Below are 22,060 nucleotides of genomic sequence, written 5' to 3'. Positions count from 1 at the left end.
GCGCGAGAAAGTTGTTGCTATCAGGAACTGACGGCATGAGGTTTGCTTTGATCAGATTCAGGGCTGGGCATGAGGAGACTCAACATGGCAACCCAGATCGTGATGGACCAGACTGGCGACACACGCCACGAGTTTGATCCTGGCAATGCCGAAGCGCTGGCGCGGGCCGAACAGCGCTTTCGGGAGCTGACCGGAGCCGGCTTCACCGCCGCCTTCCGTACCGGGCCCGGCGAAGTGACCCGTATCAAATCGTTCGACCCGACCGCGCAGGAAACGCTGTTCTATCCCCGCTTGGTCGGCGGTTGATCTGAGCTGCCCATGTTCGCGGCACTCCGGTTCCGCGCGCCAGCGCGTGCTCGTTTGCATGCGCTGCGCGAACTCTACCGTCGCTTCTTCGGCGAGAACACGCCGGATGCGCGCGGCCGTCGGCTTCTGGCCGATTGGCTGTCACCGGCGCAGCGCGCCCAGTTCGAGCAGCACCGGTATTTCGACGTGATCGGCTGCGATACCGGCAAGAGGTATCGCATCCACTACGGCACGGCCGCCAACGTCCACGAAATCGACGACGCCGGCATGGCAACGATGGGATGGTGCTTCGTCCCGACAGGCTTCCTGGTGCCCGGCGACGTGATGCTCGCGCAGAAGATCGCGCTCGAGACGGATGAAAAGTCAGCGCTGGCGCTCGCCAACAGGTTTCCGCCGGCGACGCATTCGGAGCATTTTTACCGGCGGCCGTTCTAGCGCCACGCGCGCAGGGCGCTCAGGAGTGCGTGGTGCGATAGGCATCCAGCGCATGCGCCGCGAAGACGCCGATGCTGCAAAGGGCGAGGAGGGCGGAGATCAGCTCGATCATAGCTCATCCTCCCGCGGCGGCTGGGCGACGAGATTTTGGCAGCAGGAATAGTCCAGGATCAGATTGAGAAGGAATTGCATGGTGGCCGTCCCTGTATGATTTTGACAACCAGATAACCGGCCATCTGTTTCAGGCGTGTTTCGTCGCACCGGAAAAGGGGTTTCGCGGGGAACCCTGGGCTGGTTTGTGCGCGGCGGACCCGCTACATCGCGCTTTTAGTTCAATTCCTTCGGGCCGCGCGTCTTCGCGGGAGGTCCTACATTGCGAGGCAAAATCATGGGGCAGGTCGAGTGGTTCGACGATCTCAGCATCGGGATGCGGTTCAAGTCGCCGGAGGTCGAGGTCACCGAAGCCGACATCAAGCGCTTCGCGGCCGAATTCGATCCGCAGCCGATGCACCTCGACCACGAGGCCGCCAAGGGGACCCTGTTCAATGGGCTCGCTGCATCAGGATGGCACACCGCCGCGATTGCCATGAACCTCGCGATCCAGACCCGGCCCTTCGGTCCGCATCCGCTGATCGGCGCGGGCGTCGACGGGCTGCGCTGGACCATTCCGGTGCGGCCCAATGACCGCCTGCATCTGGTCGGCGAAGTGATGAGCCTGACGCCGTCGAAGTCGAAGCCGCAGGGCATCGCGCTGGTGAAATGGACGATGTTCAACCAGAACGGCGAGGAGGTTTACACCTTCACCCCGATCGCGATCGTGCCGCGGCGAGCCTAGGACGCAAGCCGCCTGCCGCTGGCCTTGCCCGCGGCCTGAAGCCCTTGCGGGTCGTCGGCAGAGGTGGTCATCTCGGCCTCGGGAACACGCTGGAGGCCGACATGAGACGATTCCTTCTCGCCGCCGGAATGCTCGCAGGCGCCTTGAGCGCAGCCGCCTTGAGCTCGAGGCCCGCGCTGGCGCAACAATCCAAGGTCGGCGACTGGACCATCGAGAAGCGTACGCAGGATACGCATTGCAATGCGAGCCGCGGCTACAAGGACAAGGAGGACGAGAACCGCGACTACGTCATCGTCATCACCTATTCCGACAAGGCCATCGTGATCGTGATGATCTACGACGGCTGGGAGTGGGACAAGGTCGGCGAGATCCTCCGGGCCGACGTCGCCACCGATGACGCCGATATCATGAAGAAGGCGAAGTGGGAGGTGATGGACAAGACCACCGTGCGCGGCATCTTCGAGTTCGACCAGGCGATCATGGATCGCCTCTCGAAGGCCAGGCGTCTCACGCTCGATTTCGAGGACGATGACGAGGACAGCATCGAGATGCAGATCCCGCGCGCCGGCGAGGCGCTCGCCGCGCTGAAATTCTGCGAGGAGAACCGGAAGTAAGTCGCAGAGGCCGGTCCGCAAGGCGGGCGGGCGACAGCAGGCGATCGCCGCGAGCGGGCGCGTGACTCGTCGCACACTGTCCGGTCGCTGTTCGCATTAATCCTAGTCTTTGGCGGAAACGTCCAAGCCGCATCCTGCGGTTGACGTTACGCAAGGATGATGTTCGATATTCCAGCATTGCGCTGTCGCATTTTTTCTCCGTCCAAGGCGGCGATCGGCCGGCCTGCCTCCTTCAGTTCCCGACGCGCTCGTCCCCCTCGCCACCGGGGCAACACGCAGACCCCACCGTCCATCCGATGACGATCCTCCAGGCAAACCGGTTCTCGTCGCTCGTCGGCGAGATCTACGATGCAGCGGCCAATCCCGCGCTGCGGAGCGCCGCCTTGGAGCAGGTTTCGAATTTCGTCGGTGGATGTGCCGCGACCATCCTGTCCAGGGATGCAGCCAGGCTCTCGATCGAGATCCACGAGCATTTTGGCACGGACACTCGGTTCCGCCAGCTCTATCGCGACAGATATGTCGAACTTGATCCCTTGCTCGACCGCCATCTCGACTTCGCCGCGGGCCAGACGATCGGCGTGGCCGACATCATGCCCCAGTCCGACTTCGAGGCAAGCAGCTTCTACCGAGAGTGGGTGGAGCCGCAGGGAGCGATAGACCTCGCAACCGTGACGCTCGAGAAAACGGTCGCGCGCACCACGATCTTGCAGGTGCTGCGTCACCGGTCCCGCGGGACCGTCGACGACGCGATGCGCGAGCGTATGCGCCTGCTCGCGCCTCACATCCAGCGGTCGCGGGTCATGGGTCGCCAGATCAGGGCGCGCTCGCATACCGTGGACGATCTTGCCGATGTCCTGGACGGACTGAGCACGGCGATCTGCCTGCTCGACGCAGAAGGGAGAGTCGTCCATGCCAACGCGTCGTGCCGTCAGCTCTTCGTCGACGCCAATCTCCTCGCAATGGTCGGCGACAGAATAGTTGCCCGCAACACCCAGGCTGACAAAATATTCCGCGGCCTGTTCGAATTTTCCGCGGATGCAGGAACTCATTCAAACGGTCGCCGTCAGATCGAGCTCGTGACATCGTCCGACGGACATCATTATCTGCTCCATGCCGTTCCGCTGAGGCGGGAGCGCCATCTGCCGCGTGACGGAGCTGCCACCGTGCTCTTCGTTCAAAGGGCCACGATGGTGTCATCGCTCGTGCCCGATGCGATCGCAGTGGCGTTCAGGCTGACGCCGTCCGAATTGCGCGTGCTGATGGCGATCGTCGAGATCGGCGGGGTTCCCGACATTGCGGCCAAGCTCGGTATCGCCGAGACGACGGTGAAGACGCATCTCAGCCGGCTGTTCGAAAAGACGGGCGCCGGCAGGCAGGCCGACCTCGTCAAGATCGCCGCCGGATTTGCGGCACCGTTTGGGCGGCAGACCGGCGCCGGCGATGCGGTGTGATCCAATTCACATCGCGGATCATGAGTTCGCGCCATCTCAATCCATTGTGATGAGCAAGGTGCGTGTGTCCTCCGAACGTATGACGCGTATCATTTGATACTTTCGTATATGGCCGCCACTTGAAATGAGAAGGGCAGCGTGCGCCACGGAACAATGCGCACCGGCACCGAACGCGGGTGCGGGGAGACGACAGCGCGTGGCCGGGCCTGCTCGTTGGTTGGAGAGATTGCAGTGAGCGGCAAGGATGAATTTTCAATTTTCAATGTTTCAACGGACCACATTCCCGAAGACGAGCGCGTGTCGCTCCTGCGCGAATTCTACTGCCGCGGCGTGCTGAAGGCGGAGGTCGAGGCAAGGGAAGGAAAGCCGGCCGCGGCGAGCTTCACGTCCCACGTCTTGCCGGAAGCCCAGTTGCTGATCGGGGGATTGTGCGGAGCGCGGGTCGTTCGCACGAAGCATCTGGTTGCAGATGGCGACGACAGTCTCGCCCTGATCGTGAACAGGTCCGGCGTGCTCGGTATATCCGAGCGGGGACACGATTTGAGGCTTCGGGCGGGAGAGGCGGTCCTGACCAGCGCGGAGGACGTCACGACCTTCGAGCGACTCTCGCTGGGAAGTGGCTTCTCGCTGCGCGTGCCGAGACGCGTGCTGGCCCCGATGATCGTGGATGTCGACGATGCGGTGATGCGCGTCATCCCGGAGAGCACCACCGGGCTACGGCTGCTCGTCGACTACGCGATCGCGCTGGTGCACGAAAAGGTGCTGGCGGTGCCTGCGATGCGGCAGCTCGGCGTCGCGCATCTGCATGATCTCCTGGCGCTCGTTCTCGGCGCCACGGATCACGCCCGGGAATCGACCGGACGGCGCGGCATCAAGGCGGCGCGACTCCAGAAGGCGAAATTCCTCATCGTCAACAATTGCTGGCAGCAGGATATCTCGGTGGCAGATGTTGCCCAGGAGCTCGGCGTGACCCCGCGCTATCTCCAGCGGCTGTTCGAGGCCGACGGCAAGACCTTTTCATCCTTCCTCACCGAGCAACGCCTCAAGCGTGCCCATCGCATGCTGCGCGAGCCTGACTTCGCCGAGCGGCCGGTGAGTTCGATCGCCTACGATGTCGGTTTCGGAGATCTCTCTTATTTCAACCGCTGCTTCCGGCGGGCCTATGGCGCGACGCCGAGCGACGTCAGGAGCGGCGAAGCGCTGTAACGCACCCCGACCGGATTTAGTAGATCATGACGCAGCGTTGCGTGCGGAAACGGCGCCTGAAGCCGGAGTGTTGAATGCACCGTTTCTTCTTCGACCTCCTAGTCGGCAATATCGTGAAGATCGACCCGGGCGGCATGGTGTTCGAACATGCCAAGGCGACCATCGTGGTGGCTGACGAGATGGCGCGGCATCTTTTCGTCTGGCGCGACGACCTGCGCGATCGTGACGCCTGGATCCGCGTCAGGGACAACCGCGGGCGCGAGATCTATCGCGCCGCCGTGTGGGCCGAGAGCGCGGAGAGGGCGGGCTGGGACCAGGTGTGAGCCGCGCAGGCGGTGTCACGACTCTGCACCAGTTCCGGGCGAAGCGCGCTCGGTTCGTTCTGAGCCGCGACCAGGTCGCCTCCGTCCAAGTCGAATACGACGGACATTTCTACTTTAGCGCTCAGCGAATCCAATTCGCAGCGGCAGCCTCCTCCGTTTGGAGGGGGCTGCCGACAACGTGCCTGTGCACCGGTGGGGCGAGATGGCGGCGACCGAGGGACTGGAAATGAATGTGACGGCAACGGCGATCTGCTGACGCCGACGGCGCGGCTGCGCTACGTCGCGGGCCGGTTCGATGACTACAGCGAGACCGACTCGGCGCAGGGATTGTCGGTCGGCGGCCGCACGCTGCAGAGGAGCGGGCGAGGTCGATCTGTCCCGCGTGACCAGCCTCGCCGGCGGCGAGCTCAAGGCCAACATCCATGGCGGCGTCATCGCGCTACAGCGCGTCGGCGACACCACCATCAGCCCGGTGCTGCTCGGCCAGAACTTCTCTTTCGTGACGCCCGGTAGCCGCAGCACGGTGGGTGCCGTCGCCGGCTTCGGCTTCGACTACCGTACCAGCCGCAACGTGTCCGTGTTCGGCGCGGTCGAGGGCATGATGATGTCCGACCAGAGCCGCACTGGCACCGCGAGGGGCGGCGTTCGCGTCGCGTTCTGAGCCGCATTAGCCCCGGCGGCTTGAACACGACGCACGCTGGCCGGGCTCCATCCGCCCGCCGGCGCATCCTCCGATCGGAGGATGCCGCGTGCCGCGGTTGTGGTACGCTTGGTGATATTGATCACTCATGCCATTCATTGCCATGCACGGACCTCGTAAGCTGCCCGTTGCTGGATTCTCGAATCCGCTCGTCAACTGATCGGTGAAATCACGATCGGAGTTGAACCTTTTGCTCCCGTGACAGACTCAACTAAGCCGCCGGGCACGAAGAACATTCCACAGTCTCGATGTTTGACCACTGGCTCTTCCAATGCCCCGACCTCCCAAACATGACGAGTTGATCGAGAGTATATATGACGCGGGTCTCCACCCTGAGTTGTGGAGCGACGTCGTCGTCATGGTTAATGCGTTCATCGGCAGCCAGGCCTGCGGCCTGATTTCGAAGGATCCGGTCAGCAAGTCCGGCGCGACGCATTTCTATTGCGGGGTCGATCCGCACTACATCCAGCTCTATTCCGAGACCTACGCCCGCTACGATCCTCTCGCCAGGCTCCCCCGGTACGGCGAGGTGCGCAACATCCCGGATCTCGTGAATTTCGAGGAATATCGCCGCGGCCGCTTCTATCAGGAATGGCTGCGTCCACAGGGCTATGTCGACGTGGCGAACGTGGTGCTGGAGCAGTCGAAGTCGCCGTGTCCGATGTTGCTGACGGTGATCCCGGGCAGGGAGATGCTCAATGCGGAGCAGCGCGCGCGCATGCAGTCGCTGGTCGCGCACACCAGCCGGGCGCTGCTGATCAACCGGGCGATCGAGCGAAAGCAGCAGCGAGCGATCGCGCTGGCCGATGTCGTGGACCGGCTCAGTGCCGGCGTCATCCTGCTCGATGACGCCTGCAATATCGTCCACAGCAATCCTGCCGCGGAAACCATTCTGGCCGCGGCTGACGTCCTGCGGTCGGTCTCGGGCCGGCTCGTGGCGCGATCCGCCGAGGCAAATCTGGCCCTGCGCGATATCTTCCGCGACTCCGGCGAGGTTGCCGTAGCTGCGGCGGCCGGTCGAAAAATCCCGCTGAGATCCGATGGCGGTTCCTACTATATCGCGAACGTCATCGCGCTGCCGTCGTTGCTGCGTGATGGCGCGACGGAGCGCACGCCGGCCGTCGGAGCCCTGTTCGTCTGGAAGGCGGAACTCGACGGCCGCTCGTGTGCCGGCCTCGTCGACCGCACGTTCGACCTCACGCCGGCGGAATTGAGGGTCTTGCAGTCGATCGTCGAGGTCGGCGGCGTGCCGGAGACGGCGATTACGCTCGGCATCGCAGAGACGACGGTGAAGACGCATCTGCATCGCGTCTTCGCCAAGACCGGCGTTTCTCGTCAGGCGGATCTCGTCAAGCTCGTGGCGGGATTTTCCAATCCACTCCTGCACTGACGCGCCTTCGCGTCGCGGGCGGCGTCGCTGCAGCCCGCCATAGGTTCAAACAGACACATCATTAGAAAGTTATCGCGGGTCATTCGATCGAATGACGCGATTTGCCGCGTGCCCCTCTAGGAGATGTCACACGATCTCTTGTTCGACGCGTTCGTGTTTTGTGAAGCAACTCACAGCGAGCGGAAGTGAATCCCGTCAATCTCTGGTGTAGGTCGAAAGGAGATTGTCATGCGATCGACGTCACCGGTTCTGGCTCGCAAGTTCCGCGACATCGTCGCGCGTATCGGCGCGGCGTTCCGCGCGCAGCGCGCGATCGACGCGCGGCGCGCGTTGCTGCGCTATCGCCATCTGCTGGAGCAGCCGCACGACCCATTGCCTTTGAATGAAATCATTCCGGTCAGCAACAAAGAGGATATTGCAGACAATGCCCACGGATCTGATGCGAGCGAGCGCGCCGCCGGCGACCCCACGTTCGAGCGCGCGTAACGTCAACATCGTCGCAATCGCCGCGACCGTGGCTCTTGTCACGCTTCAACTGGTTGGCCTTGCGATGCTGGAACGCTCTCACGCGCACGCGATGCATGTGTCGTTTCCACGCGAACCGCAAGCTTGCTCGGAAAACGTCGACGCTGCCGTCTCGCAGATTCCCTACGATTGACCGGAGGACGGTCCGTGCCTGATGTCACGACACTGGCTCTGCTCAGCGTTGCCGTATTCGCCGGCGCCTTTGTTTCGGGGCTGTCGGGATTCGCATTCTCGGCCGTAGCCGGCGCCATCCTGCTCCGGGTGTTTCAGCCGCTGGAGGCCGTGCCGCTGATGATGGCGTGCAGCATCGGCGTGCAGGCGACCAATCTGTGGGCGCTTCGGCGCAGCATCCGCTGGGAAGGCAGCCTGCTGCTGATCGTCGGCGGATTGATCGGCGTTCCCATCGCGGTGTCGCTGTTGCAATCCACCGATACGCACCTGCTCAGGCGCGGCTTCGGCGTCATCGTCGCGCTCTATGCCGCCTACATGCTGCTGCGACCGACGCTGGTGACGGCCGGCGCGGCCGTCGGCCGGCACTGGGTTGCGCTGATCGGCTTCGGGGGAGGGCTGGTCGGCGGGCTGACGGCGATGCCGGGCGCGATCCCGACGATCTGGTGCGACATGCGCGGCATGCCCAAGAGCGAGCAGCGTGGCCTGGTGCAGCCGTTCATCGCGGCGATGCAGGTCTTCGCCATCGCGCTGCTGGTCGGACACCAGGACCTGTCGTCAAAGGTCTTCGTCGACCTCGCGGTCAGCCTGCCGGCGCTGTTCGCCGGCTCCGCGCTCGGTGTGATCGCCTTTCACCGCGTCAACGAGACGGTCTTTCGCAAGACCGTGCTCGTTCTGCTGCTGGTGTCGGGGATATCACTGATCTAGTGCGTGAGTCCCTGGACCGGCGCCGCGCTGGTGTCGCTGCCGTGGTGCGTCAGCGGCTTCATGCCGGTGATGGTTCTGAGCAGCACGTAGAACACCGGCGTCAGGAACAGGCCGAACACGGTGACGCCGATCATGCCGGAGAACACCGCGACACCCATCGCGCGTCGCATCTCCGAGCCTGCGCCGGTCGAGAGCACCAGCGGCAGGACGCCCATGATGAACGCCATCGACGTCATCAGGATCGGACGGAGCCGCAGCCGGCTCGCCTCGATCGCGGCGCGGATCGGCGTGCGCCCGGCGAATTCGAGCTCGCGCGCGAATTCGACGATCAGGATCGCGTTCTTGGCGGAGAGGCCGACCAGCACGATCAAGCCGATCTGGGTGAAGACGTTGTTGTCGCCTTTCGAGAGCCAGACCCCGAACATCGCCGCGAGCAGACCCATCGGCACGATCATGATGATCGAGAGCGGCAGGGTCAGGCTCTCGTAGAGCGCGGCCAGCACCAGGAACACCAGCAGGATCGCCAGCGGGAACACCCAGATTCCGGAATTGCCGGCGATGAACTCCTGATAGGTCAGGTCGGTCCATTCGAAGGCAAAGCCGGGCGGCAGCACTTCCGCCGCGATCCGCGTCGCGACTTCCTGCGCCTGGCCCGATGAAAAGCCGGGCGCGGCCGCCGCGTTGATGTCGGACGACAGGAAGCCGTTGTAGCGGATCGCGCGCTCCGGACCCGCACTCTGGCGGATCTTGAGCAGTGCGGACAACGGCACCATGTCGCCGGAGGACGAGCGCACCTTGAGCTGCCGGATGTCGTCGGCCCGGGCGCGGAACGGCGCGTCGGCCTGGACGCGGACGGAATAGGTGCGGCCAAACTTGTTGAAGTCGTTGACGTAGTAGGAGCCGAGGTAGATCTGGAGCGTGTTGAACACTTCCGTCACGGGCACCCCGAGCTGGAGCGCCTTGGTGCGGTCGATGTCGGCGAAGAGCTGGGGCACGTTGACCTGGAAGCTCGAGAACACGCCGGCGATCTCCGGCGCCTTCTGCATCGCCGCCATGAACGCTTTGGTCGCCTCGTTCAGCGCCTCATAGCCGAGGCCGGCGCGATCCTCGATCTGCAGCTTGAAGCCGCCGATGGTGCCGAGGCCGTTGACCGGCGGCGGCGGGAACATGGCGATGAAGGCTTCCTGGATGCCGGCGTATTTCTTGTTCAGCTCGGCCGCGATGGCATTGCCGCTCAGGGCTGCACCTTTGCGCTCGTCGAACGGCTTCAGCGTCGAGAACACGATGCCGGCATGGACGAGTTGGTGAAGCCTGAGATCGACAGGCCCGGGAAGGCGACAGAGCTCTCGACACCTGGCTGGGTCAGCGCGACGTCGCTCATCTTGCGGATCACCTCTTCGGTGCGGTCGAGCGTTGCCCCGTCGGGCAGCCGCGAGAAGCCGACCAGATATTGCTTGTCCTGGCCCGGCACGAAGCCGCTCGGCACCTGCTGGAACAGGAAGGCGGTGAGGCCGACCAGCACGACGTAAAGACCCATCACCGCGGCCTTGCCGGAGATGACCTTGGTGACGGTGCCGCTGTAATTCTCGGATGAACGCGTGAAGGCCCGGTTGAAACCGCGGAAGAACCAGCCAAGGCCCTTTTCCATGATGATCGTCAGCCGGTCCTTCGGCTCATTGTGGCCCTTGAGCAGCAGTGCCGACAACGCCGGGGACAGCGTCAGCGAGTTGACGGCGGAAATCACGGTCGAGATCGCGATCGTCAACGCGAACTGCTTGTAGAACTGCCCGGTCAGGCCGGAGATGAAGGCGAGAGGCACGAACACCGCGATCAGCACCATGGCGATCGCGATGATCGGGCCGGAGACCTCGCGCATCGCCTGATAGGTCGCATCGCGCGGCGACAGCCCGGCCTCGATGTTGCGCTCGACGTTTTCGACCACAACGATGGCGTCATCGACGACGATGCCGATCGCGAGCACCAGGCCGAACAGGCTGAGCGCGTTGATGGAGAAGCCGAACACGTGCATCACGGCAAAGGTGCCGACGATCGACACGGGCACCGCCAGCAGCGGAATGATCGAGGCGCGCCAGGTCTGCAGGAACAGGATCACGACCAGCACCACCAGCGCGATCGCCTCCAGCAGCGTGTGGATCACCGCCTCGATCGAGGAGCGCACGAACTGGGTCGGATCGTAGACGATCTGGTAGGACACGCCCTCGGGCATGTTCTTCTTGATCTCGGCCATGGTGGCGCGGACGTGGTCGGAAATCTGCAGCGCATTGGAGCCGGGCGCCTGGAAGATCGGGATCGCCACCGCCTGCTTGTTGTCGAGCAGCGAGCGCAGGCCGTATTCGGACGCCCCTAACTCGATGCGCGCGACGTCGCGCAACCGCACCACTTCACCGCGCGCGCCGGTTTTGACCACGATGTCGCCGAACTGCTCCTCGTTCGCGAGCCGCCCTTCCGCATTGACGGACAGTTGCAGGTCGATGCCTTTGACGTTCGGGGAGGAGCCGACCACACCGGCGGCGGCCTCGACGTTCTGCGCCTGGATCGATTTGACGATGTCGCTCGCGGTCAGCCCGTGTTCGGCCGCCTTCTGCGGGTCGACCCAGACCCGCATCGAATAGTCGCCGGCACCATACAGCTGGACGTCACCGACGCCGTCGATCCGCGCCAGCCGGTCCTTGACGTTGAGCACCGCATAGTTGCGCAAATACGTCATGTCGTAGCGGCCGTTGGGCGACAAGAGATGCACCACCATGGTGAGGTCGGGCGAGGACTTCTTGGTGATGATGCCGAGCTGGCGCACCACGGCGGGCAGGCGGGGCTCGGCCTGCTGCACGCGGTTCTGCACCAGCTGCGTCGCCTTGTCGGGGTCGGTGCCGAGGCGGAACGTCACCGTCAGCGTCATCGCGCCGTCGGTGGTCGCCTGGCTCGACATGTAGAGCATGCCTTCGACGCCGTTGATCTGCTCCTCGATCGGCGTCGCCACCGTCTCCGCGATCACCTTCGGATTGGCGCCGGGATAGGTCGCGCGCACGAGGACGGAGGGCGGCACCACGTCCGGGTATTCCGAGATCGGCATCGCGAACAGCGAGATGAGCCCTGCGAGGAAAATCAGGACCGACAGCACACCGGCAAAAATCGGACGATCGATGAAGAATTTTGAGAGATTCATGGCCTTGCCCCTGGGCAATATCTTGGTCGTCTCCACACAGCTCCGCCGTCATTCCGGGGCGCGCGAAGCGCGAACCCGGAATCCGGAGGTGATGTGCTCGGAGTTTCGTAACTTCGAGATTCCGGGGGCGCGACTTCGTCGCGCCCCGGAATGACGGTGATTAACGTTGCACCACGTCCTGGTTGCTGTGGTTGGAAGCCGCTTGCTGCCCCCGCGCGCCCATCGCCGCGACCTCCGTCTTGAGGAGGGCGCCGGGACGCACGCGCTGCAGGCCGTTGACGACGATGCGATCGCCGGGCTTCGGGCCCGCGGTGACGATGCGCAAGCCGTCGACCGCGCCACCGAGCGTGATCGGACGGTAGACCGCGCGGCTGTCGTCGCCGACCGCCATCACGAACTTCTTGTCCTGGTCGGTGCCGATCGCGCGCTCGTCGATCATCACCAGCGTCTGCTGCTTCGGCTGGCCCATGCGCACGCGGGCGAACTGGCCGGGGGTCAGACGCCCGTCCTCGTTCCTGAACACCGCGCGGACACGGATGGTGCCGCTCTGGCCGTTGACCTGGTTGTCGATGAGCTGGATGTGGCCTTTCGCCGAAAGGCCGCCTGAGGTCGCCATCTCCACCGGGATCTGGTCGAGATTGCCGCGCTTGCCGGAGGCGTCCGCGATCGAGTTCAGCGCATGCAGCACGACCTCTTCATCCGCATCGAAGGACGCGTAGATCGGATTGACGGAAACCAGCGAGGTCAGCACCGGGGAGGCGGTGCCGGCGGCAACGAGATTGCCGACGGTCACCTCGATCTTGCCGACGCGGCCGTCCACGGGCGCGCGCACCTCGGTGTAATCGAGATTGAGCCTTGCGGTCTGCAGCGTCGCTTCCGCCGCCTTGACGTTGGCGATGGCCTCGCGATTGGCGTTGTCGCGCTGGTCGTAGTCGCGCCGCGTGACGACCGCGTTGCCGACGAGCTGCGCACCGCGCTCGAGCTCGCTCTGGGTGAACACCACGCGCGCCTTCGCCGCCTCGAGCTGGGCGTTGGCCTTGTCGACCTCGGCCGCGTAGGGCGCCGGATCGATCTTGAACAGCACGTCGCCGGCTTTCACCAGCGCGCCTTCGGTGAAGTTGGTCGACAGGATCGCACCGGCCACGCGCGGACGAAGCTCGACGCGTTGGATGGCCTCGAGCCGGCCGGAGAAATCATCCCACAGCACGGTCGGCCGTGGCTCGATCATCGCGACCGTGACGGAGACGGCCTGCTCGGCCGCGGCAGCTGTTGCGGTCGCCTGCGCAGCACGAAAGTAATGGCCGGTCGCGATCGAACCGGCCACGGCGAGGGCGCCCACGATGGCGGCGCCGCCGAGAAGGCGGCGGATACGGCCAGGGCGAGAGGTATTTTGGGAGGGGGGCATTTGCGCGCTCCAGATATGTACAGATGTGGAGCTGGATACCGCAGCGCAAGATACTTATGTACCGTTTGCTAAGAAAATTGTAGCCGCTTACCGCAAGCATTGGAAGGCGGAAGAGAAAATAAAGCTAGAACAAATAGATAGGATTTGACGTTAAGCTTCACGCAGAACGTGAATTCCGAGGAGACAGGCACATGGGCATGGGACGCCCCCGGGAATTCGACGCCGAAACGGCGTTGGACCAAGCGATGGAAGTGTTCTGGCGCCACGGCTATGAGGGCGCCACCATCGCGCAGCTCACCGAAGCGATGGGCATCAACCCGCCGAGCCTTTACGCCTGTTTCGGCAACAAGGAAGGCCTGCTGAAGGCCGCGCTCGACCGCTACACCAAGCTGCGTAACGTCTGGATGGACGGCGTGGTCTCGGCGCCGACCGCCCGCGAGGTCGCCGAGCGGATGCTGATGGGCATCGCCGACAAGCAGACCGATCCCGCCAATCCGCCCGGATGCCTGCTCGTGCAGGGCGGCATCGCCTGCGGCAGCGGCTCCGAGAATGTCCCCTTCGAACTCGCCGCCCGCCGCGCTCAGAACGAAGATCAGCTCCGCGACCGTTTTGTTCGCGCCAAGGCGGAAGGTGATCTCAAGCCGGGCTCTGATCCCGCCGCGCTCGCGCGCTACGTCTCTGCGGTCTCCGTCGGCATGGGCGTGATGGCGTCTTCGGGCGCAGATCGCGAAGCGCTGCGGCAGGTGGCGAGCGTGGCCGTGCAGGCGGTCGAGGCGCAGTCGGCCGGGAGAACGTGACGGCTGCCAGCGTCGCCGGCTTCTGTCATCTTGTGGACTACATGGCAGGGAGCGACGGCGGCGGGACGAAGCCGCCGAACTCGCGCTCGATCAGCCCGGCCAGCGCAATCGTCGTGCGGTCCTCGAGGTAAGGCCCGATGATCTGGACGCCGATTGGCAAGCCCGTCGCCGTGCGCTCGATCGGAACGGCGGTCGCCGGCAGGCCGCAGGTCGATGCGGGATCAGCCCAGATGAAGCACGCATCGGAGTAGTTGTAGAGCTTTCCATCGATGTCGAGCTGCCGAGCGTCGAACGGTTCGGACTGGTCGTGCGGAAAGGCCGGCACGGCGGCCGTCGGGTAGATCACCGCGTCGAACTCGCGGAAGAAGAGCTGCCACCGCTGCTGCAACTGCAGGCGGGCCGCATCGGTCGCCAGCCACTCACGATGGATCATGCCCCAGCCGCGGGCGCGCTCGGCCTGCAGGCTGCGGTCGTCCGGCGAGAGTGCGGCGGCAAGTCCTTGCGCCTCCGCGAGGGCGGCCGGTGTCAGGCGCGGACTTCGCGCGGCGTTGAGCAGCTTCATGTAGAGCCGCGCGGATTCTGCGAGATCGGGCAACGACGTGCTCGCGCGCGCGACCCCCGCGCCGGATCGTTCGAGCCGTTTCGCCAGCCGTCCGATCGCGGAACGCACCGCGTCGCCCGTCGGCATCAGCGGATGGGTATCGATCACGAGGATCCTGAAATTCTTCAGCTGGTCATGTCGCGGCGCCGGCAGCGCAAGGCGATAGCCGATCCCGTCGCGCGTCTCGTCGGGTCCGGCAATCACGTCGAGCGACAGCGCAAGGTCGGAGGCGGTGCGTGCCATCGGTCCAACGACAGCCAGATCGCCCTGGCCGGGGACGGGCGGCGCCGGCGGCAGGCTGTATCCGCGCAGCGGGACCAGGCCGAGGCTCGGCTTGTGTCCGAACACACCGCAGAAATGCGAAGGGACCCGGATCGAGCCGCCGATATCCGAGCCGATCGAGAGCGGACCGAAGCCCGCGGCCAGCGCCGCTCCGCACCCGCCCGAGGAGCCACCTGGCGACCGGCCGAGGTCCCACGGGTTGTTCGTCGTCCCGTGGATCTCGTTGTAGCTCTGGAAATCCCGCAGCCCGATCGGGATATTGGTCTTGCCGATGATGATCGCGCCCGCCGCCTTCAACCGCGAGACGACGAGGGCATCTTCCTCCGGTTGGAAATCCCTGAAATGTGGAAAGCCCCACGTCGTCGGCAGGCCGGCGACGTTGAACGGTTCTTTCAAGGTCACGGGGATGCCGAGCAATGGCTGGCGCTCGCCGCGGCCAAGCGCGGCGTCGGCAGCGCGCGCGGCGTCCTTTGCGCGATCGAAATCGCGCACGATGACGGCATTGATCTTGCCGTCCAGGGCCTCGATGCGCGCGATCGTATGCGCGAGCAGCTCCGACGCCGAGATCTTGCGGGTGTGCAGAGCGCTCAGCAGCATGCTGATCGAGCCGTAGTTCAAGTCGGCGGCATCTGCGGTCATCACGAACTCCATTGCATCTCATCGTCTCGGCGAGCCGATCCGGGGATGGAACATGCAATGTTGGGAGCGTGATGAGGAGGCAGCGCAACGGGAACCAGATCTGCCCGCCGGTCGGGGCGGGGGCTGGTCGCATTTGGGAGCCAGGAGACTGCCGGACGAACTCGGCCTGCATGGTTCGAGACGCCCGCTTTGGCGCGCTCCTCACCATGAGGGGCAGACATCCCGCCGCAAAACGCGACCTCATCCTGAGGGCCCGCCGTAGGCGGGCGTCTCGAAGGATGGGCCGCGGGCGAGCTTCCCGCCACGCCTTCTTATGCGATCGTCCCGACGTCGATGCCGGGGCGCCCGCAGACCAGCGAACAGTGATGCTCAGGAAGCTTCCTTGAGCACCGGCGAAGCCGATTCCTCGGCCTTGAGCTCCTCGAGGCTGCGATGCCGCGGCTCGATGCCGAGCGCCCAGACCGTGATGATCTGCACCACCAGCAGTCCGATCATCAGCGCCATCACGCCGGCCACGCCGCGCGTCTCGAACAGCGACACCACGAGGAATGGTGTGACGATCGTGGCGCCGCGCCCGAGCGTGTTGACGATGCCCGAAGCGCGCAGGCGGACCTCGGTCGGAAACAGCTCGGGGATGTAGATGCCGAACAGAAGCGCGACCAGGACGTAGATCGGCACCGTCAGCGCAAAGCCCACGGCCGGCAGCAGGATCGGATCGGAGATCATGGGGTAGAGGACGCCGAGCGCCACTGCGATCAGCGACGCGCCGATGATGGTCGGCTTCCGGCCCCAGCGGTCGGCGGTCAATGCGCCGATCGCCGCGCCGACGGGAGCGCCGAGCGCCATCAGCAGCGAGTAGCCGAACGAGGTTGCGATCGAGAGCCCTTGCTTGACGAAGAACACCGGGAGCCAGGTCACGAAGCCATAGAGCAGGGTGTTGATCGTGATCAGGCAGACGGCGCCGACGATCATCCGCGACAGCAAGGGAGCAGTGAACAGCGTGCCGAGATCGGGGGACACTGGGGCCGGTGCCGTAGCTGCGGGAGGAGGTAAGGGCTGGCCTTGCGTCGCCTCCTTCTCGATGGCCTGCATCAGCGCTTCCGCTTCAGCGGTGCGACCGACCGCTTCCAGCCAGCGCGGGGATTCCGGCAACGACTTGCGCATGTACCAGACGACGAGCGCGCCGACGCCGCCGAGCACGAACATGGAGCGCCAGCCGAACTGCGGCACCAGTACCGATGCGACCAGCAGGGCGACCGGCAAGCCGGTGACGACGCAGACGGCCGTGAAGCCGAGCCATTTTCCGCGGGTGCGCGCGGGCACGAATTCCGTCATCGTCGAATAGCCGACGACATTCTCCGCCCCTAACCCGACCCCCATCACGAAGCGGCAGGCAATGAGGAAGGCCATATCAGGCGAGAACGCGGCGGCGAGGGAAGCGATGCCGAAAAGCAGCAAATTGAATTGATAGGTGAAGCGGCGTCCGTAGCGGTCGCCGAGAAAGCCGGTGCCGAACGATCCCAGCATCATGCCGACGAAGGTCGCGGAGATGAAAGCCGCGTTCTGGGCGAGCGTCGAAAAGCCGGTCTTCAGCGTTACGCTGAGCACGGTCCCGGCGATATAGATGTCGAAGCCGTCGAAAAACATGCCGATGCCGATCAGCAGCATGATGCGGCGGTGGAATGGCCCGATCGGCAGCCGATCAAGACGGCTGCCTGCGTTCACCGATGTCGACATATACGCTCTCCCTTGACTGTTATTCTGGTCGATGCGGCCCGCCTTCTGTGAGCGATCTGCCGCGTGCAATGTCTGCTAGTTGAGGCGCTTCTGGTTGGCCGTGTCGCGATACCAGTCGAACGGCTGCTCGTGGGTGGCGACCATCACGCTCTTGGTGTTGAAGTGGTCGTTGAAGCTTTCGGTGCCGCATTCGCGGCCGATGCCGGAATCGTCGACGCCGCCCCAGGGCGAGGCCGGATCGAGCCGATGGTGATCGTTGATCCAGACGATGCCGGCCTTGACCGAGGCGGCGACACGATGCGCACGGGCGACGTCGCGCGTGCGGATCGCGGCGGCGAGACCGAACGGCGAGTCGTTGGCAAGCCGGAGCGCGTCGGCCTCGTCCTTGAACGGCGTTACCGACGTGAAGGGACCAAACACCTCCTCCTGGAAGATGCGCATGTCGGATGTGACGTCGGCGAAGACCGTCGGCTCGACGAAATAGCCGTTGTCGTGGCCCGGCACTTTCGCGGCAACACCGCCGGTGACGAGACGCGCGCCGTCTTCGTGACCGTAGCCCGCGTAGGTGAGAACGCGGTCGCGCTGCCGGGCGGAGATCACGGGGCCCATTTGGGTGCTCGCATCGAAGGGATCGCCGACGCGGATCGTGCGGGTCTTGGCCTGCAGCTTCTCGACGAATTCGTCATAGATGGTGGCCTGGACGATGTGGCGCGAGGCACAGACGCAGGTCTGTCCGGCGCCGATGAAAGCGCCGAACGCGGCGTAATTGACGGCGCGGTCGACGTCGAAATCGTCGAACACCATCACCGGCGTCTTGCCGCCGAGCTCCATGGTTTGATGCGCGAACACTTTTGCGGCCGCGCTTCCGGCGATGCGGCCGGCCTCGGTGCCGCCGGTCAGGACCAGCTTGTTGATGTCGCCATGCTCGGCCAGCATCTTGCCGGCGCTCTGGCCGAGGCCCAGCACGATATTGAAGACACCCGGCGGAAGTCCGGCTTCGGTGAAGATCTGCGCGAGTTTCAAGGTCGTCAGCGGTGTGTATTCGGACGGCTTGACCACGGTGACGCATCCGGTCGCCAGCACCACGGCCAGCGACTTGCACAGGATCATCAGCGGATGGTTGAACGGCGTGCAGTTGGCGACGATGCCGACCGGCGTGCGAAGCGTGTAGTTCAAATACGCGCCTTCGACGGGGATGACGGAGTCGCGGCGCGCCAGCGCGACGCCCGCAAAGTAGCGAAAGAAATCGGGCAGGCGGGAGAGCTGCGCGCGGGTCTCGTTGACCGGGCGGCCGTTGTTGAGGGTTTCCAGCCGATACAGGCTGTCGAGATTGGCCTCGAAGGCATCGGCGAGCCTGTTGACCAGCCTTGCACGCGCGCGCGTGTCCAAGCCGCCCCAGGCCTTGCCTTCGAACGCGGCGCGCGCGCTCTTCATGGCGCGGTCGATGTCCTCCGCCGTGGAATTGGGAATGCGGGCAATCACGTCGCCGGTCGCGGGATTGCGGACGTCGAGCATCACGCCGTTCCCGGCTTCGACTTCACGTCCGTCGATGAAGTTGCCGTGGGTTTCGACGTCGATCGACGCAGGTTTTGAAGGAATGTTCATGATGACCTCTCCTCGACGATGACGGCGTTGCGCTTGAGTGCCGGCAGAACGCGTTTTTCGGTGGCCCCGATATGAGCCTTGATGATGCGCGCCGCGGTTCGCGTCTCGCGGCTCTGCATGGCGTCGATCAGGGCGACGTGCTCGGCGACGAGCTTCGCGGGGTCGTGCCCCCTAAGGTTGGAGATGCTGACGCGGACCAGCCGGTCGGCCTGGCCGATCAGGTCGCATAGCGCCGTCGCCATCCGGCGATTGCCGGACGCATGCGCCAGCGCGGAGTGGAAGGCGCGATTGTAGGCGATGAAGTCCTCGTGGTTGCCGGCGAAGCGGCGAAATTCATCGAGCGATTTCAGGACACTGTCGGGCGCGCTCTCGATCGCCTCGGCAACGCAGGCCGGCTCCAGCGCAAGACGGAAGCGCAGGAGGTCGCGGGCGTCCGCCAGCGAGATCGGCGTGACCCGGTAGCCCTGGCGCGGCTGCACCGTCACGAGATGCTCGCGCTGCAGGCGCAGAAGCGCATCGCGGACCGGCTGCCGGCTCACTTCATAGCGCTCGGCAAGGTCCTGCTCGCGCATTTCATCACCCGGCGCAAAGCGACAAGCTAAAATATCAGACCTGAGACGGTCGTAGATATTCTCGCGCAAAAGCATCATATTGTTGGTCTCCTTGGCGTTAATATCTCAGTCGCGATATTTCACGTCAAGGGCCAAATGCTTGAATTCCCTGACAGTTGATTTATCAATCAGCGCCTCCGCGGCGCGCCAACGACCGACGAAGTGAGGGAAAGACCGGACATGGACAGGCTTCTTGCCAACGGGACCGTCAACGCCGCGCAATCGGGCGAGGGGCCGCCGCTGTTCCTCTTTCACTCGCTGTTGTCGGATCGCGCGAGCTTCGATGCGATCGTGCCTGAGCTTCAGAGGTCGTTTCGCACCATCGTGCCGGAGCTGCCGGGGTTCGGCCGTTCACGCCCGGTGGACGGCGGCCTTGCTGCGGTCGCGGACCGGATGGCCGAGGCCGTGCGCGAAGGCGCGGGCGGCGCGCCGGCGATCGTGCTCGGCAATGGTTACGGTGGGTTCGTCGCGTTGCAGATGGCGATTCGGCATCAAGAGATCGCCAGCAAGCTCGTTCTCGCCGACAGCGGCGCAGCGTTCTCGGAGCCCGGCCGCGAGGCGTTTCGCAACATGGCGAAGGCATCGCGCGAGAAGGGGTTGGAGGCCATCACCGACGTCGCGATGCGTCGCCTGTTTGCGCCCGAGTTCCAGGCGCAGCATCCGGAGTTGATGCAGGATCGCCGTGCCGCGTTTCTGCGGGCGGATCCCGACGTGTTCCGCGCCGCGTGCGATGCATTGGCGAGCCTCGATCTCCGAGCCGAGCTTGCCGCGGTGAAAGTTCCGGTCCTCGTTCTCGTGGGCGAGCACGACGAAGCGACGCCGCCGCCGATGTCGCGCGAATTGGCCGCCGGATTGCCGCGCGCCGAGCTCAAGGTCATCCCGGGCTGCGCCCACGTGCCGCAGCTTCAATCGCCGCGACAGTTTCTCGGAGCTCTTCAAGGCTCCCTGCTTTGAAGACGCAGCGATGCCTTCCGAACGGTTAACGGTTCGGCTCGGCGGCGAATTCAGCTTTGGGGATCGTGCAATCCTGCGCCTGTCTTGCCCGACGTGTCAAACGTCCTCGCGGGCAAGGCGCGAGCCCCCGCGGCAGGAAATTCCTCATTGATTTGTACTGTGCATGGGGTTGTTTTCGCGTTTTTTGTTTGGACCCCCAGGTAGCGACGATCGGCACGTCAGCCGTCTGCATTGAACCGGACCTCCTAAGAGTTTTTACACACAGTTCTGGCACGCTCCGCGCGTCCATATCCGCACCCCGCATCGTCGCGTCTCATTGCGCGCACGAAAAGATGGAACCCGCGGGCATCGAGGGGGCGTTACCCATGACTGCACTTACTTCGGACGCCGGTCGCGTGAAGGGCGGGATCGTGCCGATCCTGTTGTGCGTCGTGCCGTTCAGCCAGATTCCGCTCGATGCCTATACGCCCGGCCTGCCGCAGATGGTTGTAGATCTTTCCGCCGATCCGGCGTCGATGCAGAACACCGTCACCGCCTACATGCTCGGCATGAGCCTCGCGCTGGTGCCGGTCGGCATCGCCTCCGATACGCTCGGTCGCCGCAACGTCCTGCTCGCGGGGCTGTCGGTGCTCATCGCGATGAGCATTGCCTGCGCGCTCGCCACCAGCGCATCGCTGCTGCTTGCGCTGCGCTTCCTGCAAGGCGTCGGCGGCTGCACCTGCCTCGTCGTCGCCTATGCGGTTGCGGCCGATTGCTTTCGCGGCCGCGAGCTCACCGCGATCTCGGGCATGCTTGGCGCGGCCTGGGGACTTGCACCGGTGCTTGCACCCGCAGCCGGCGGCTTCATCGTCGAGCTGACGTCCTGGCGCGGAGTGTTCGTCATCATCGCCATCGCCGCGGCGATCGTCGCCGCGATCGTCGTGCTGCTGCTGCCCGAAACCTTGCCGGCAGAGCGGCGCGCGCCGTTCGATCCGCGCCGCACCGCCGGCATCCTCCGCGACGCGCTCGTCCGTCCGGGCTTCCTGGCCTTCGTGCTGGTCTTTGCCGCGGCGGCGAGCGCGCAGCTGGCATTCGGCGTCGTCGCGCCTTTCTTCTACCAGACCGGCCTCGGCTATTCGGCGGCCATCTACGGCCTCGTCGCGCTCGGCCTTGGCGGCGTCAATCTCGCCGGCGAGCTCGGCTGCGCACATTTCGCGCGCTTCATGCCGGCCCGCATGCTGGGGTTTGGCGCTTTCGCGCTGTTTCTTGCAGGCTCCGCGGTCCTGACCGTAACAGGCATGACCATCGGTCTCGATTTCGCGTCGATCACGATCGGCGGCGCGCTGGTGCTCGGCGGCTGCGGAGTCCTGTGCCCGATGATGTACGGCATGGCGCTCGGCCTGTTCGAGCGTGACCACGGCCTGATCGGCGGCCTCATCAGCGCACTCTGCTATCTCGCGGTGAGCGGCGCCATGGCGATCGCAGCGGTGCTGCCCGAAGCAACGCAGGCGCCGATCGGCTGGCTTTATCTCGGCCTCTGCACTGTTGCGGGCACGCTGCTCGCGATCTCGCTGCCCGCGGCGCGCCACGCCACACAGACTTAAG

At 64.8% G+C, this 22,060-nt stretch carries 19 protein-coding genes and 1 pseudogene; 14 read left to right on the top strand and 6 right to left on the bottom strand.

Features of this window, described 5'->3' with window-relative positions; all coding sequences use genetic code 11:
* Positions 1 to 84 precede the first annotated feature (84 nt).
* The 11 genes from ACFLEY_RS27390 (at position 85) to ACFLEY_RS27340 (ending at position 8,661) form a co-directional block, all read left to right on the top strand.
* Positions 85 to 306, top strand: a complete 222-nt coding sequence (locus ACFLEY_RS27390) for a hypothetical protein (protein WP_008137329.1) — start codon at positions 85 to 87, stop codon at positions 304 to 306.
* A 12-nt stretch (positions 307 to 318) separates the two neighbouring features.
* The gene (locus ACFLEY_RS27385; RefSeq protein WP_011086641.1) at positions 319 to 741 is read left to right on the top strand and encodes a hypothetical protein; all 423 of its coding nucleotides are present in this window, start codon (positions 319 to 321) and stop codon (positions 739 to 741) included.
* Between the two features lie 388 nt (positions 742 to 1,129).
* On the top strand, positions 1,130 to 1,576 hold the full coding sequence (locus tag ACFLEY_RS27380; RefSeq protein WP_060911579.1) for a MaoC family dehydratase: 447 nt from the start codon (positions 1,130 to 1,132) through the stop codon (positions 1,574 to 1,576).
* A 101-nt stretch (positions 1,577 to 1,677) separates the two neighbouring features.
* Positions 1,678 to 2,190, top strand: coding sequence for a hypothetical protein (locus ACFLEY_RS27375; RefSeq protein ID WP_011086643.1), 513 nt, complete (start codon positions 1,678 to 1,680; stop codon positions 2,188 to 2,190).
* A 296-nt stretch (positions 2,191 to 2,486) separates the two neighbouring features.
* Positions 2,487 to 3,641: a LuxR C-terminal-related transcriptional regulator gene (locus ACFLEY_RS27370; protein ID WP_060911580.1), complete on the top strand. Its 1,155-nt coding sequence runs from the start codon at positions 2,487 to 2,489 to the stop codon at positions 3,639 to 3,641.
* A 231-nt stretch (positions 3,642 to 3,872) separates the two neighbouring features.
* Entirely contained in the window at positions 3,873 to 4,847 is a 975-nt protein-coding gene (locus ACFLEY_RS27365; protein WP_060911581.1) for an AraC family transcriptional regulator, read from the top strand.
* A gap of 74 nt (positions 4,848 to 4,921) precedes the next feature.
* Positions 4,922 to 5,170, top strand: coding sequence for a DUF6894 family protein (locus ACFLEY_RS27360; RefSeq protein WP_060911582.1), 249 nt, complete (start codon positions 4,922 to 4,924; stop codon positions 5,168 to 5,170).
* A 382-nt stretch (positions 5,171 to 5,552) separates the two neighbouring features.
* Positions 5,553 to 5,831 carry a hypothetical protein gene (locus ACFLEY_RS27355; RefSeq protein ID WP_060911583.1) on the top strand — a complete coding sequence of 93 codons (279 nt, stop codon included), beginning with the start codon at positions 5,553 to 5,555 and terminating at the stop codon, positions 5,829 to 5,831.
* 310 nt (positions 5,832 to 6,141) lie between these two features.
* Positions 6,142 to 7,260: a helix-turn-helix transcriptional regulator gene (locus ACFLEY_RS27350; protein WP_060911584.1), complete on the top strand. Its 1,119-nt coding sequence runs from the start codon at positions 6,142 to 6,144 to the stop codon at positions 7,258 to 7,260.
* A 228-nt stretch (positions 7,261 to 7,488) separates the two neighbouring features.
* Positions 7,489 to 7,746 carry a hypothetical protein gene (locus ACFLEY_RS27345; protein ID WP_060911585.1) on the top strand — a complete coding sequence of 86 codons (258 nt, stop codon included), beginning with the start codon at positions 7,489 to 7,491 and terminating at the stop codon, positions 7,744 to 7,746.
* Between the two features lie 186 nt (positions 7,747 to 7,932).
* Positions 7,933 to 8,661: a sulfite exporter TauE/SafE family protein gene (locus ACFLEY_RS27340; RefSeq protein WP_060911587.1), complete on the top strand. Its 729-nt coding sequence runs from the start codon at positions 7,933 to 7,935 to the stop codon at positions 8,659 to 8,661.
* Here the strand turns inward: ACFLEY_RS27340 and ACFLEY_RS27335 are convergent.
* Both ACFLEY_RS27335 and ACFLEY_RS27330 read right to left on the bottom strand, forming a co-directional pair.
* Positions 8,658 to 11,845 (bottom strand): annotated as a pseudogene (locus tag ACFLEY_RS27335) (efflux RND transporter permease subunit). The gene ACFLEY_RS27340 and the pseudogene ACFLEY_RS27335 overlap by 4 nt on opposite strands.
* A gap of 160 nt (positions 11,846 to 12,005) precedes the next feature.
* Positions 12,006 to 13,250: an efflux RND transporter periplasmic adaptor subunit gene (locus ACFLEY_RS27330; protein WP_396604256.1), complete on the bottom strand. Its 1,245-nt coding sequence runs from the start codon at positions 13,248 to 13,250 to the stop codon at positions 12,006 to 12,008.
* 191 nt (positions 13,251 to 13,441) lie between these two features.
* On the opposite strand from ACFLEY_RS27330, the gene ACFLEY_RS27325 reads away from it, so the two are divergent.
* A complete protein-coding gene (locus ACFLEY_RS27325; RefSeq protein ID WP_211433437.1) occupies positions 13,442 to 14,047 on the top strand; it encodes a TetR/AcrR family transcriptional regulator in 606 nt (201 codons plus the stop codon).
* 37 nt (positions 14,048 to 14,084) lie between these two features.
* On the opposite strand, the gene ACFLEY_RS27320 is transcribed toward ACFLEY_RS27325, so the two are convergent.
* From ACFLEY_RS27320 to ACFLEY_RS27305, 4 genes are all read right to left on the bottom strand, one after another.
* Complete coding sequence (locus ACFLEY_RS27320; RefSeq protein WP_249162766.1) at positions 14,085 to 15,569, bottom strand: amidase; 1,485 nt, start codon at positions 15,567 to 15,569, stop codon at positions 14,085 to 14,087.
* Positions 15,570 to 15,938: 369 nt separating this feature from the next.
* Positions 15,939 to 17,306, bottom strand: coding sequence for an MFS transporter (locus ACFLEY_RS27315; RefSeq protein ID WP_060911591.1), 1,368 nt, complete (start codon positions 17,304 to 17,306; stop codon positions 15,939 to 15,941).
* Positions 17,307 to 17,381: 75 nt separating this feature from the next.
* Positions 17,382 to 18,911, bottom strand: a complete 1,530-nt coding sequence (locus ACFLEY_RS27310; protein WP_060911592.1) for an aldehyde dehydrogenase — start codon at positions 18,909 to 18,911, stop codon at positions 17,382 to 17,384.
* Entirely contained in the window at positions 18,908 to 19,558 is a 651-nt protein-coding gene (locus ACFLEY_RS27305; protein WP_028170932.1) for a GntR family transcriptional regulator, read from the bottom strand. Before ACFLEY_RS27305 ends, ACFLEY_RS27310 begins: the two co-directional genes overlap by 4 nt.
* Positions 19,559 to 19,702: 144 nt before the next feature.
* Between ACFLEY_RS27305 and ACFLEY_RS27300 the strand changes: the two genes are divergently transcribed.
* A complete protein-coding gene (locus tag ACFLEY_RS27300; RefSeq protein ID WP_060911593.1) occupies positions 19,703 to 20,476 on the top strand; it encodes an alpha/beta fold hydrolase in 774 nt (257 codons plus the stop codon).
* A 365-nt stretch (positions 20,477 to 20,841) separates the two neighbouring features.
* The gene (locus ACFLEY_RS27295) at positions 20,842 to 22,059 is read left to right on the top strand and encodes a multidrug effflux MFS transporter (RefSeq protein WP_060911594.1); all 1,218 of its coding nucleotides are present in this window, start codon (positions 20,842 to 20,844) and stop codon (positions 22,057 to 22,059) included.
* Position 22,060: the final 1 nt, after the last annotated feature.

The organism is Bradyrhizobium sp. YCK136 (assembly GCF_044570075.1).
GTDB classification, from domain to species: Bacteria; Pseudomonadota; Alphaproteobacteria; order Rhizobiales; family Xanthobacteraceae; genus Bradyrhizobium; species Bradyrhizobium diazoefficiens.
The sequence above is the reverse complement of the archived record's forward strand: the minus strand, read 5'-3'. Positions and strand labels throughout refer to the sequence as shown.